The organism is Sphingobacterium sp. SYP-B4668, assembly GCF_027627455.1.
Classification (GTDB): Bacteria; Bacteroidota; Bacteroidia; order Sphingobacteriales; family Sphingobacteriaceae; genus Sphingobacterium.
Map to the genome: position 1 here is coordinate 586,955 of NZ_CP115483.1, position 12,890 is coordinate 599,844.

Genomic DNA, 12,890 nt, shown 5'->3' on the forward strand with positions numbered 1-12,890 from the left:
GCTCATCACTGTAAGTGATATGGCGAAGCCTTGCACCCCAAAGTAGCAAACCAGTATTTACACAATGTCCGGAAAACTCTATTGGGTCTAATAAAACAACACATTTTTTTACTTCCTCTTAAAGAATCTGACAATGGAAATGGCATTAAATTACAAAAGAAAACTTAAAAAAAACTGGCTGGTTATTTATGTACGTCCTCGTTGGGAAAAAAAGGTTGATAGGTTGTTGCAGGAACAAGGGATTGATACTTTCTGTCCCTTAAGAACTACAGAAAACCAATGGGCGGATAGAAAAAAGATGGTAAGTGTACCACTTTTTACTGGTTATGTTTTTGTTAAAATAGATGATAGAGAGCTTACAAAGGTCAGATATACGCTTGGAGTAGTTAACTATATCTATTTTATGGGGAAGCCAGCTGTGATAAGGGATTCAGAAATTGAACAGCTTAAGGAACTGATGAAAACATATAATAACCTTGAAATAATTAACCTAAAAGATCTTTCGCCTGGTGATAGAGTAAGAATTAAAAGTGGCTTATTCTACAATCATGAAGGTAAAATAATCAAAGTACAAGGAAAAACAGTCCTGATGTCGCTTGACCATATAGAATGCGCATTGGTAACCTGTATCGAGATTAATCATCTTATAAAAGCTTCACCTTTAAACACAGCATTATGCACGAGATAGAACCCGTAAGAATAGCCATAATTGGCCTTGGGTATGTTGGACTTCCACTCGCAGTAGAGTTTGCCAAAAAGCATAAAGTCATTGGTTTTGACATTCTTCAACGAAGGGTGGATGAACTTAACGAAGGCAAAGATTGTACTTTAGAGGTAAGTGAAGAAGAACTCAAAAAAGTGCTAACTTTTTACTGTACAGTTCAAAATGGACTGTATTGCACGAGCGAAAAAGACAAATTAAATTCTTGTAAAGTTTTTATCGTCACCGTTCCGACACCTGTTGATAAAAATAATAGACCAGATTTAACGCCATTAATAAAGGCTAGCAATCTAGTAGCAAGTGTATTAAAAAAAGGAGATATTGTTGTTTATGAATCGACTGTATATCCTGGTGTGACAGAAGATGAGTGTGTTCCTATTTTAGCAGAAAAATCAGGACTAGTTTATAACGAAGATTTTTTCGTAGGATATTCGCCAGAACGGATCAACCCTGGTGATAAGGAACATACAGTTGCCAATATATTAAAAATAACTTCGGGCTCTACACCTGAAACGGCCACTAAAATTGACAATCTTTATAGATCTGTAATTGGGGCAGGCACCCACAAAGCTTCATCAATAAAAGTCGCAGAAGCAGCAAAGATTATAGAAAATGCACAAAGAGACATCAATATTGCCTTTGTTAATGAATTAGCGATGATTTTTAACAGGCTGGGTATAGATACCACTGAAGTGCTTACTGCTGCAGGTACAAAGTGGAATTTTCTGAATTTCAGACCAGGTCTGGTAGGTGGGCATTGTATAGGTGTTGATCCGTATTACCTTGCGCAGAAAGCACAAGAAGTTGGTTATCATCCTGAAATTATTTTGGCTGGGCGTCGCGTAAACGATGGAATGGGAGCTTATGTAGCAGATCAGCTTATTAAACAAATGATCTATAACGGCACGCATATCATAGATGCAGAAGTGTTGGTGTTAGGATTTACTTTTAAGGAAAATTGCCCCGATGTAAGGAATACAAAGGTAATCGACATAGTTAGGAGGTTAGAAGAATATAAAGTAAAGGTCTGCATTCACGATCCTTGGGCCAATTCAGATCAAGTTAAACAAGAGTATGGCGTGATTTGTCAGAACGGGGAATCGAAAAAGAGACAATACGATGCAATTTTAATAGCCGTTGCTCATCAGGAATTTAAACAGCTCGACCTTACAAAGCTCTGCAAAGAAAATACAGTCATTTACGACATCAAATCAGTCTTGCCAAATACCATGGTAAGTGCACGCTTATAACAAATGACTTTAAAGGAAAAGACCATCTCTGGCGTAATATGGGCAGTAGGTCAGCAATTTGGTTCTAAACTAATTAGTTTTTTTATAACCATAGTGCTTGCCCGCATTTTAACCCCGGCAGAATTTGGGTTAATAGCTATGTTATCGGTATTTATATCCATCGGAAATACATTACTAGACAGTGGCCTTACTTCTTCGCTTATACGAACGGCCGATGCAGATCAAAAAGATTTTTCTACCGTTTTTTATTTTAATTTGATAGGGAGCACAATACTTTATTTTATATTATTTTTTTGCGCCCCTCTTATTTCATCGTTTTACCATCAGCAAGTCCTTACAACTATCATTCGTGTTTATAGTCTGATATTTATTTTAAATGCTTTCTTTGGTGTACAAAACACCTGTCTTGTAAAAGAGATGAGGTTTAAAACACAAACAAACATACAAATTCCTTCATCTTTAGCAGGGGGAATTTTAGGAATTATTTTGGCTAAAACCGGATATGGCGTTTGGAGTCTGGTATGGATGAGTTTATTTACTACATTTTTATCTACCATACTTCATTGGATATATTCAGACTGGCGTCCTGCTTTGATATTTGATAAAAAAAGTTTTAACCGTCATTTTGATTTTGGTTATAAAATGACCCTATCGGGAATACTTGACACCCTTTACCAGAATATATATACACTGATTATAGGTAAATTTTACTCTGCCACTCAACTAGGATATTATTCCCGGGCCGATTCTATCAGTCAGCTACCAACAGCAAATATTTCAGCAGCTGTCAATAAAGTTACCTATCCGATGTTTTCAGAAATATCCCATAATAATGTGCAATTGAAAAGGGTAAACAAAAAAGTGATGCAGCAGGTTATTTTTTGGAATGCTCCCATATTGATTTTTATGAGTGTAGCAGCTCAGCCTCTTTTTAGTTTTTTATTAACCGATAAATGGTTGCCAGCAGTACCTTATTTTCAAATACTTTGCATTGCAGGTGTAATGCAGCCCCTTCATGCGTATAATTTAAATATTTTAAAGGTAAAAGGCCGGAGCGATTTGTTTTTAAAACTGGAGGTTATAAAAAAAGCACTAAGTGTAATAGGCATTTTGAGTGTAATACCATTTGGTATTTATGGTCTGTTATATTTTCAATTATCCTTTAATTTTATTGGATTTTACATCAACACAATCTATAGCGGAAAGATGATTAACTATCCGGTCAAAGAACAGATATTAGACATTTTACCCACCATAATCTTAGCTGTCTTTATTGGTATTTCAACTTATCTTCTTGATTCTTTCTTAGTGGATTCTTTTAATATTAACAATTTGACACGGATTATCATAAGTGCTCTGTTTTACGCTCTTACTTATTTAAGTATCAGCAATCTTATAAACCTTACAGCAATAATAGATTTTAAACAATTAATACTAAAAAGATGATACCAGTAACTAAGCCTTTTCTTCCTAAAATAGAGGAATTTGAAAACTATGTAAAAAGCATTTGGGACCGCCAATGGTTAACCAATAATGGCCCTCTAGTTAATGATTTGGAACTTAAACTCAAGCAGTACCTAAATGTGGATTATTTATTATATGTATCCAATGGTACTATTGCTCTCCAGATGGCTATCAGAGCATTGGAATTGAAAGGAGAAATTATTACAACTCCATTCTCTTTTGTTGCTACGACAAATAGTATTTTATGGCAGGGCTGCAAACCAGTATATGTGGATATCGATCCGGATACGTTCAATATTGATCCCAATAACATCGAAGCTGCAATTACTCCTAAAACCTCCGCGATTTTAGCAACGCATGTTTATGGCAACCCATGTGATATTGATGCAATACAAAATATTGCTGATAAATATGGTTTAAAGGTGATATATGATGCAGCCCATTGTTTCGGAACAAAATATAAGAACAGGTCAGTCTTTGCGTATGGAGATATTAGTATCACAAGCTTTCACGCCACTAAATTGTTTCATACCATAGAAGGAGGAGCTGTTTTCACTAAAAAACCAGAGTTGTTAGAGAAAATGGCATTTATGCGAAATTTTGGGTACAGCGGTCCGGATACCTTTGCGCTGGCAGGTATCAATGCTAAAAATTCGGAATTTCATGCAGCTATGGGGTTGTGTAACCTGGGACATATTGATGCCATTCTGGAAAAGAGAAGATCTTTGTCTCTGCATTACCGAGAGAACCTGAAAAAGTTAAAAGTTAAATTTCAGTTCATTGATTCTGCTCCCGATTACAACTACGCCTACTGTCCGATTCTGTTTGATTCAGAAGAACTGATGCATGATTGTATTGTCAAACTTGAATTGGCAGGTGTATATTGCAGAAGGTATTTTTTTCCTTCTTTGGCTACATTACCGTTTGTAAGCCGTAAAAGAATGCCCGTATGCGATTCTGTGGTAAAGAGAATCGTTTGCCTGCCCCTGTATGATACACTCACCATCCCCGATCTGGATATGATTTCACGTATATTATTGAGAGCACAGAAATATCCTGTGAAAACCATCAATACACAAAATGGCTTTGGAGAATTGATTGCCAATCGAATAGAAAAAGTCATAAATGGTCATGAAAAAAAGTAAAACAGCTATGAAAAGTATAGAAACTGAAGTGATGGTTAGCATCTGCTGTGTAACTTACAATCATGAGAAGTATATAGCACAGGCTATTGAGGGCTACTTGATGCAGCAAACTTCTTTTAAATTTGAGATTCTTATCGGGGAAGATTGTTCTACCGATAATACCAGAAAAATTGTAGAGGAATATGTGCTAAAACATCCTGATAAAATAAAATTAATTACTTCAGAATCTAACGTGGGTGTCCACAAGAACGCGGTAAGACTGTATAAAGAGGTAAAAGGTAAATATTTGACCCAATGCGATGGAGATGATTATTGGACAGACCCTTTAAAACTGCAAAAACAAGTTGATTTTTTAGAACACAATCAAGAGTATATCATGTGTTGTCATTATTCAAAAAGGATTAAAGAAAATAATGAAATATATTATATGAATTTAAATCCAAAACCAATAATCTATTCGTTTGAGGATATATTATTCGATAATGATTTTGAAACAGTACTCAATACAATTCTTTTCAGAAATACGTCCGAAATTAGAGAAATTTACTCAACAGATTGGTTCTTTAAATTTAATGCCCCAGACAGATTTCTTAAACTTTATTTAACATTTACTTCCGGAAAGAAAATCTATGTTTTACCCGAAATAATGTGCTGCTATAGAAAACATCCAGGAGGCATCTGGAGCATGTTAAAAGCAAAAAGTTTAAAACAAAAAACACTTGACGATTTGTACTTGATTATTGAAATTTTCAAATATTCCCGCGTTCAAAAAATCAAGTTGCTTCTCTATTATCTTAAAAAATATTTCCTATTTGAAGTTAGAGATCACAGTCTACAAAATGCTTTTAGTACAATAAGAACCATATTGTAAGCGGTTAGAAAATATAATTATACATTAAATAATTTCCGATATGAAATATCTTAAGATTATTATTTTATTCTTAGTTTTCTGCAATCTTCCAAGTTATTTCTTGGTTAAAGCTAATGCCGCAATTGGTCAACTTTTAAGTTACAGCACCTTCCTACTCCTAATCGTTTATTATTTTTTAAGTGAGAATAAGAAGCCAATAGTTCCATTTATCGTATTCGGTCTTTTATTCTTTTTGATATCTATAATAGTCAATGCACAAAATGACGATGGTTATTTAGTAACGCTTATTAAATATTTTATTGTCATAGTTATGGGAGCAAGTGTTGTAAGCGATACCACAAAGGAAGATATATATATAGTGCTTTTACTAGGATGTTTAAGTATAATTTTTGAATCTATTTTTATTGAAGGTATTGGTGGCAGATATAGAGGGTATTATATTAACCCTAATGCAGCTGGCTATGCTTGTATATTAGGTTATTCTCTAAGTTTTTCAATAAATAGCAAAAAATTAAAAATCATTGGCCAATTACTATTTTCAATGGCCGGCTTTCTTACTTTCTCCAGGACTTTCTTATTTATCTGGATATTAGTCAATTTGATATCTTTGTTGATCAATTATAAAAATGTATATAAAATACTAGTAGGTATTGTTCTATTTGGTCTGTTTCTTTCATTTGGAGATAAACTGGATTTAAGTACGAAAAGAATGCATGCATTTTCAGGAATACTTGAAGGAAAAGTAAATGATGATTTAAAAGAAGAATCGAGAACAGAAACCTGGTCCCATTATTATAATCAAATTTTAAACAATCCAATCTTGGGTAATGGATACCATTCCTTTAGCGGAGAAATTTTTGGACCTGAATACAATACTTACACCGTAAAAAATGGTGTACACAACACTTTTTTAATGGTTATTGGTGAAGCCGGTTTTTTTGTCCTTCTCTATTTTCTATGGATATATGGGTCTTTTTTAATTAATGGCATAAGAATGTTTCATGATAATCCGGTAATTTTTCTGGTTTCATTTTCTTTAATAATGTACATGCTTACCAATCATAATTATTTTGAAAATAACCTGGTATTATTTGTTTCGATGTGGCTGTATATTCAAATAAATCTGGATAAGAAAGTATCTGAAAAGAAACATTTAGATCTTCACCAAGTCAAGAACTATCAGGTTGAGTATCTAAATATAAATGCATTTTAGTATGTGTGGAATTTATTTAACCAATATTCCTATTGAAGAGGAGGCCGTAAAATTAAAACTGGAATCCATACAATTCCGTGGACCGGACTATTTAGGGATTCAAAAAGTATTTGATTTGACTTTTGGACATTTACGACTATCCATTTTAGATTTAAATGTTCGTTCACATCAACCTATGACATTTGAAGACCTTGTTATAGTGTTCAATGGTGAAATTTATAACTTTCAGGAGATAAAAACAGATTTAATAGCTCTAGGGTATACTTTTGATACAACCAGCGATACGGAGGTTTTATTAAAAGGTTATAAAGAATGGGGAGCTGCTTTAGTGCCGAAACTAAACGGAATGTTTGCTTTTGCTATATATGATGACACAACACGAAAAATATTTTGTTCACGCGACCGCTTAGGTGTAAAACCCTTTTATTATTCATGGAAGGACGGTGAACTTGAAATTTGCAGCCAGTTACGTCCAATAAGCCAACACAAACAAATAAACGATGAAGCTATATCGATGTATTTGGACTGCGGTTATATCCCCAGCCCATACACGATCTATCAAAATGTCTATAAATTACCTCCCGGAAATAATCTGGAGATTGATTTGGACAGACAAAAATACGATGTTAAAGAGTACTGGAATCTGAAGGAGGTCGTCGAAGCGGGCTTGTCTTATAATGAGGCCAAAGAGAAGTTGCACCATCTGTTAAAAGATGCCGTAAAAATAAGATTGCAAGCAGATGTGCCTTTTGGATCGTTTCTGTCTGGAGGAATAGATTCTGCTCTAATATCCAGTATTGCTTCAACGGTTTCAAAGGATCCTATCAAAACATTTTCGATAGGCTTTGAGGATCCGGAATATGATGAAAGCAAGATCGCTGCAGAATATGCAAAAATTATAGGTTCTGAACATACAGAAACAATTTGTAAAGCAACAGATATTTTAGAAATGATTCCCCAATTGGTAAAAGTGTTTGATGAACCTTTTGCAGATAGCTCTGCATTGCCTTCTTTACTGTTGAATAAAATCACGAAGCAATCTGTTACCATGGTCTTATCTGGAGATGGGGGGGATGAAAGTTTCTTTGGATACAACCATTTTAGATTAGTGCCTTACGCAGCTAAAATTACGTTTGTTCCCTATTTTTTGAGAAAAATAGCCGCCGGCGTATTGAGTTTTAATTTCCTGGGTGCACGAGCATTTTCCTATAAAGGAATACTCAATGCTGTTTCAAAATATGATTTCATTGCAGGTATATTTGTTGGATATGACTCTCTTCTAAAGAAGAGAAACTTTAATTGGCTGTCCCACTATAATGGTTATAAAATATGGTCGAAAGATTTGTTACAGGCAACAGCTGATTTAAATATTAAATTGTGGTTAGAAAACGATAGTAATGTAAAAGTAGATCGTGCCAGTATGGCTCATTCAGTAGAAGTAAGAAGCCCCTTTCTGGACTATAATATCATTGAGTTTGCAAGAACACTTCCTATATCATTTCGTTACGAAAAAGGCCGGAGAAAAAAAATATTAAAGGATATTCTGAAAGAATACATTCCTGAAGAAGTATTTGATCAACCCAAAAGAGGATTTGCTGTGCCTTTAGCCGGCTGGATAAGAAATGAACTGCGTAATGAATTTGAAGAAAACCTAACAGACGATTTTTTACGTCAGATTCCCATTTTAAATACACCCAGATTTAAAGATATTTTTAGAAAGCATTTAGAAGGAAAGCATGACTATTCATCTTTTATTTGGAGAATATATATTCTGTCTAAGTGGTACCAAGAATTTGGATTTTATAAAAAGATTACTGTCCAATAAATACCTTTAGCACCGAATAATAATATCCTTTACTTCTTCTTTAACCCCAAAAAAGCACTGTTTCAGGCATGTATGGCTTTTTTAAATACTTTTAATCGTTGGTATTGTCCCATTAAATATTTTGATCATTGAAGTTTTCCAGATAGCTGTCAGCAAGGCCAGATTATACACATATGAAAAATAAATTGTTTTTTGTTATTAATAACCTTCATAGTGGAGGAGCAGAAAGAGTATTATCAATACTGGCAAATGAATTTAGTAAACAAGGACTGACCGTTTTTATTCTTTGTCTTAACGAAGCCGAGCCTGGATATCAAATTTCACCTCTTGTCAGGATGATTAATTTATTAGAGAAGAGGGATAAAGAAAATATTTTTAATCGTATTAAATATGCATTATTAATATTTCTACGATTGTCTAATTTGCTTATTAAAGAAAAGCCAACTTGTGTTATTTCTTTTATGACCACAGCAAATTTATGGACCGGTTTGGCTTGCTCTTTAATTAAAACACCCTTTATCGTTTCAGAACGAACTACCCCTGATCATACGATTAATTCATTCAACTTCTTTTTAAAAAGAATTTTCTATATCACATATAAAAAATCTAAGGCTATAGTTATACCAGCCAAAGGAATAGAGGACTGCATTAGAAACCATAAATCTTTTAAAAGATTAAATAATTTTAAAATTATCCGAAATCCTTTAAATGTATTTAAATCGCCCTCTGTTAAACCGGTAAACACCAGGAAGTTCATCTTAGGAGTTGGTCGTCTTTCCTATATTAAAGGATTCGACCAACTAATTGAGGCCTATAGTAAAATTAAAGCTGATGACATTGATTTATTAATTGTTGGTGGCGGAAGTGAATATGAAAACCTATCCAACCAAATTGAAAAATTGGGTATGCAAAAACGGGCTAAACTAATTGGACCAAAAGATAATCTGCAGGATTATTATAATCAAGCCGAATTGTTTGTTCTACCATCCAGAAATGAAGGATACCCAAATGCTTTAATAGAAGCGATGAGTTTTGGCTGTCCTTGTATTGCAATGGATTGTGAGTTTGGCCCATCAGAAATAATAGAAAATGAAGCAAATGGAATTTTAATAGAGGCAAATAATACTGGTCAACTTACTTCCGCAATGGATAATTTATTAGCCGATGAAAGCCTTAGAGTAAAAGTTGCTAGCAATGCGCAGTTAATAACTCAAATAAATTCTATAGAAAACATTCTGCCAAAATGGAAAGATTTGATATTGCATAATGCATAATCAATGTCCTTTCTTTTACTGAAACAGACATTTAACCACCTTAAATTTTAGAATTATGAATATTCCATTTTCACCTCCGTTTATTGATCAATCGGTTATTGATCAAGTAGTACAAACACTTCAAGATAAGTGGATTACAACCGGACCTAAAGTTAAATCTTTCGAGCAAGAAATAGTTAAACTTACCAATTCTGATGCAGCAGTTTGTGTAAATTCCTGGACATCCGGAGCAATACTGATGTTAAAATGGTTTGGGATTAAAGAGGGTGATGAAGTAATTATACCAGCTTACACTTATTGTGCAACCGCTTTAAGTGTTTTGCATTGTGGTGCTATTCCTGTAATGGTAGATATCAACGATGATTTTTGTATAGATCCTGAAAAAGTCAGAAAAGCCATAACGGCGAAAACAAAAGCTATTATAGCTGTAGACATTGCAGGATGGCCATGTAATTATGTTGAACTAAAAGCTATTATTCTGGAATCGGAGGTGAATAATATGTTTACAGCAGAGTCTGAGAAACAACAACTTTTAGGACGTATCTTATTGATCGCAGATGCAGCACATTCTATCGGTGCAACGTATAACGGTTTGTCTTCAGCAAAAATGAGTGATATCGCTATATTTTCATTTCATGCTGTAAAAAATATCACTACAGCTGAAGGTGGGTGTATATGCCTAAATCTTCCACGCAGTTTTAATGCAATGACAGAATATGAATTTCTAAAGATATATACACTTAATGGACAAAATAAAGATGCTTTGGCTAAATCAAAAGGTGGCGGCTGGCGTTATGATATATTATTTCAAGGGTTAAAAATTAATATGCCAGATATATGTGCTGCTATTGGTTTGGCACAAATAAAAAAATACACTAATGAGTTATTGCCTAAGCGTAAAGAAATAGCTTCAAAATATTGTAAGGGCTTGGAGCAAATGGATTGGTTTATAAAGCCACCTTTGCGGGATGATGAGAGAGAATCTTCCCACCATTTGTTTCCACTACGAATAATGGGTATTACCGAAGCACAGCGGGATCGGATAATAGATGATTTGGCCCAACTAGGTGTAGCCGCCAACGTACATTTTATACCGATGCCTATGCTTACTTATTTTAAAAACCTTGGGTATCATATAGAAGATTATCCGGTCGCCTATAAGCAATATTCATGTGAGATTTCATTACCTATTTACCCTCAGCTTACTGATGCCGAAATACAATTTATCATCGAATCGGTAATTGCTACCGTACAAATTCAGCTGAACAAACCAGTACAGGCAGAGGTTGAAGATAAAATTAAGAGAACAAGAAGACCAATTGTTTCAACAAGAATTTTTGGATATGGACACTAAACGCATATTTGATATTTTATTAGCCTCATTTGGCCTGATTGTACTTAGTCCGGCTTTTGTAGTAATTGCTATACTAATACTTCTAGATTCAAATGGAGGAATATTCTATCGTCAGATCAGGGTTGGGAAAAACGTGGAAGATTTCCCATTGTTCAAATTCAGGACAATGTATGTGCATCAAACAGATCTGCAACTACTTACGATAGGTAATCACGATAGTCGTATTACAAAAATTGGATATTGGTTAAGAAAATATAAACTGGATGAATTACCTCAGTTATTAAATATATTAAAAGGCCATATGAGTTTTGTTGGTCCCCGCCCTGAGGTTCGTAAATATGTAAATCTTTATAACGAGGAGCAAATTAGGGTACTCTCCGTTAAACCGGGAATTACCGATTGGGCATCAATTGAATTTTCTGACGAATGCGAACTTTTGGAAAAATCAAATGATCCAGAGCATTTTTATATAGAAGAAATAATCCCATTAAAAATCACACAAAATCTGAAATACATCAATAATCATGATTTATGGATTGATCTGAAAATCATATTTCTGACTTTAAAAAAAATTGCGATTGGATAAAGCAGTCAATTAATACGATTCTAAAACTCATCAACAAAATGAAAATAGTTCACATTATAGGCGCACTTAGAAGAGGTGGAGCTGAGCGCTTTGTTGTCGACTTATGTAATGAGTTGGCAAAGAATGATCAGTATCAAATATATTTAATTTCTCTTTGTGATAATGATGCTGATACAACTTTTCTTAATGAAATCAGTGGGAAGATAAGTTATTTATCCCTACACAAGGGCAAAGGTCTAAATTTCCGGGTACTTTTTAAATTGACCAGTTGGCTGGTTAAGCAAAAAGCGGATGTAGTTCACACGCACTTAAATGCTTTTGAGTATTTGCTTTTGTATAGATTTATGAGTGGTAATTGCAAGTTTTTTCACACCATCCATTCAACAGCCGAAGCCGAATGTCCGAATTTTTTAATTAAGGCATTTCGTAAAACTCTTTACAAGAAGAATAAGGTAATTCCTGTCGCAGTTTCAAATGATGGGGGCAAATCATTTAAAAAATATTATGGTTTGGATAATGTTATTGTCATTGAAAATGGTCGTCCATTTTTAACTCTGACTGATGAATATCCCGTACTTACTAAAAGATATAAAGAAAATATAAACTTTTACCTTTTAATTCATGTGGGAAGGATTATGAAAGTGAAAAACCAGCAGCTATTAATTGAAGCTGTACAAAAGTTTAATGCAAATGAAGAAAAAAAATGCAAACTATTAATAATCGGTGATGTTCGTGATGAATCCTTATATCATCATCTTTATTCAATGATAAAAGACGACCCTTACGTTGAGTTTCTTGGAGGAAAAGAAAATATCGCTGATTTTCTAAGTATGGCAGACTTTTTCTGCTTATCAAGCTTTTATGAAGGGATGCCTATATCCTTAATTGAGGCATTATCAGTTGGATGTATATCGATTTGTACTAAGGCCGGTGGTGTTAAAGATATGATTAAGAATGAGGACACCGGCTTCTTGAGCGATGATAATAGCGTAGATTCATATTATCAAACGATAAAAAGAGCTGTTTTCTATCCAGATAAACAAAAGATAAAAGAAAATAGCCTGAATTCATTTAAACAGTACTACCATATAGGAACTTCGTGTAAGAAACATGTAGATGCATACCTTGTGATCTAAACATAAATACTAAATAAACAGAATCTTTTAAGAATTTGCATAATCAGGTTT

At 34.0% G+C, this 12,890-nt stretch carries 11 protein-coding genes; all 11 read left to right on the forward strand.

What is annotated here, in order from left to right; translation table 11 throughout:
• The first annotated feature begins 133 nt into the window (after window positions 1-133).
• Window positions 134-688 (forward strand): UpxY family transcription antiterminator, encoded by a 555-nt coding sequence (locus OQ289_RS02460; protein ID WP_270089288.1) that lies wholly within the window; start codon window positions 134-136, stop codon window positions 686-688.
• Complete coding sequence (gene tviB / locus OQ289_RS02465) at window positions 676-1,971, forward strand: Vi polysaccharide biosynthesis UDP-N-acetylglucosamine C-6 dehydrogenase TviB (RefSeq protein WP_270089289.1); 1,296 nt, start codon at window positions 676-678, stop codon at window positions 1,969-1,971. Before OQ289_RS02460 ends, tviB begins: the two co-directional genes overlap by 13 nt.
• A 3-nt stretch (window positions 1,972-1,974) precedes the next feature.
• Window positions 1,975-3,417 carry a lipopolysaccharide biosynthesis protein gene (locus OQ289_RS02470; protein WP_270089290.1) on the forward strand — a complete coding sequence of 481 codons (1,443 nt, stop codon included), beginning with the start codon at window positions 1,975-1,977 and terminating at the stop codon, window positions 3,415-3,417.
• Entirely contained in the window at window positions 3,414-4,580 is a 1,167-nt protein-coding gene (locus OQ289_RS02475) for a DegT/DnrJ/EryC1/StrS family aminotransferase (RefSeq protein ID WP_270089291.1), read from the forward strand. Before OQ289_RS02470 ends, OQ289_RS02475 begins: the two co-directional genes overlap by 4 nt.
• A 7-nt stretch (window positions 4,581-4,587) precedes the next feature.
• A complete protein-coding gene (locus OQ289_RS02480; protein WP_270089292.1) occupies window positions 4,588-5,451 on the forward strand; it encodes a glycosyltransferase family 2 protein in 864 nt (287 codons plus the stop codon).
• A gap of 40 nt (window positions 5,452-5,491) precedes the next feature.
• Window positions 5,492-6,664, forward strand: coding sequence for an O-antigen ligase family protein (locus OQ289_RS02485; RefSeq protein WP_270089293.1), 1,173 nt, complete (start codon window positions 5,492-5,494; stop codon window positions 6,662-6,664).
• A gap of 1 nt (window position 6,665) precedes the next feature.
• Entirely contained in the window at window positions 6,666-8,489 is a 1,824-nt protein-coding gene (gene asnB / locus OQ289_RS02490; protein WP_270089294.1) for an asparagine synthase (glutamine-hydrolyzing), read from the forward strand.
• A 173-nt stretch (window positions 8,490-8,662) separates the two neighbouring features.
• Window positions 8,663-9,763 (forward strand): glycosyltransferase, encoded by a 1,101-nt coding sequence (locus OQ289_RS02495; RefSeq protein WP_270089295.1) that lies wholly within the window; start codon window positions 8,663-8,665, stop codon window positions 9,761-9,763.
• A gap of 55 nt (window positions 9,764-9,818) precedes the next feature.
• The gene (locus OQ289_RS02500) at window positions 9,819-11,117 is read left to right on the forward strand and encodes a DegT/DnrJ/EryC1/StrS family aminotransferase (protein ID WP_270089296.1); all 1,299 of its coding nucleotides are present in this window, start codon (window positions 9,819-9,821) and stop codon (window positions 11,115-11,117) included.
• Window positions 11,107-11,703 carry a sugar transferase gene (locus OQ289_RS02505; protein ID WP_270089297.1) on the forward strand — a complete coding sequence of 199 codons (597 nt, stop codon included), beginning with the start codon at window positions 11,107-11,109 and terminating at the stop codon, window positions 11,701-11,703. The genes OQ289_RS02500 and OQ289_RS02505 overlap by 11 nt, the downstream gene beginning before the upstream one ends.
• Window positions 11,704-11,741: 38 nt before the next feature.
• A complete protein-coding gene (locus OQ289_RS02510; RefSeq protein WP_270089298.1) occupies window positions 11,742-12,839 on the forward strand; it encodes a glycosyltransferase family 4 protein in 1,098 nt (365 codons plus the stop codon).
• The last annotated feature ends 51 nt before the right edge of the window (window positions 12,840-12,890 follow it).

Excerpts from the sequence above, each read along its gene's own strand:
- tviB (WP_270089289.1), top strand. The coding sequence starts at position 676 with ATGCACGAGATAGAACCCGTAAGAATAGCCATAATTGGCCTTGGGTAT.
- OQ289_RS02470 (WP_270089290.1), top strand. The coding sequence starts at position 1,975 with ATGACTTTAAAGGAAAAGACCATCTCTGGCGTAATATGGGCAGTAGGT.
- OQ289_RS02510 (WP_270089298.1), top strand. The coding sequence starts at position 11,742 with ATGAAAATAGTTCACATTATAGGCGCACTTAGAAGAGGTGGAGCTGAG.
- OQ289_RS02500 (WP_270089296.1), top strand. The coding sequence starts at position 9,819 with ATGAATATTCCATTTTCACCTCCGTTTATTGATCAATCGGTTATTGAT.
- OQ289_RS02460 (WP_270089288.1), top strand. The coding sequence starts at position 134 with ATGGAAATGGCATTAAATTACAAAAGAAAACTTAAAAAAAACTGGCTG.
- asnB (WP_270089294.1), top strand. The coding sequence starts at position 6,666 with ATGTGTGGAATTTATTTAACCAATATTCCTATTGAAGAGGAGGCCGTA.
- OQ289_RS02495 (WP_270089295.1), top strand. The coding sequence starts at position 8,663 with ATGAAAAATAAATTGTTTTTTGTTATTAATAACCTTCATAGTGGAGGA.
- OQ289_RS02505 (WP_270089297.1), top strand. The coding sequence starts at position 11,107 with ATGGACACTAAACGCATATTTGATATTTTATTAGCCTCATTTGGCCTG.
- OQ289_RS02475 (WP_270089291.1), top strand. The coding sequence starts at position 3,414 with ATGATACCAGTAACTAAGCCTTTTCTTCCTAAAATAGAGGAATTTGAA.
- OQ289_RS02480 (WP_270089292.1), top strand. The coding sequence starts at position 4,588 with ATGAAAAGTATAGAAACTGAAGTGATGGTTAGCATCTGCTGTGTAACT.
- OQ289_RS02485 (WP_270089293.1), top strand. The coding sequence starts at position 5,492 with ATGAAATATCTTAAGATTATTATTTTATTCTTAGTTTTCTGCAATCTT.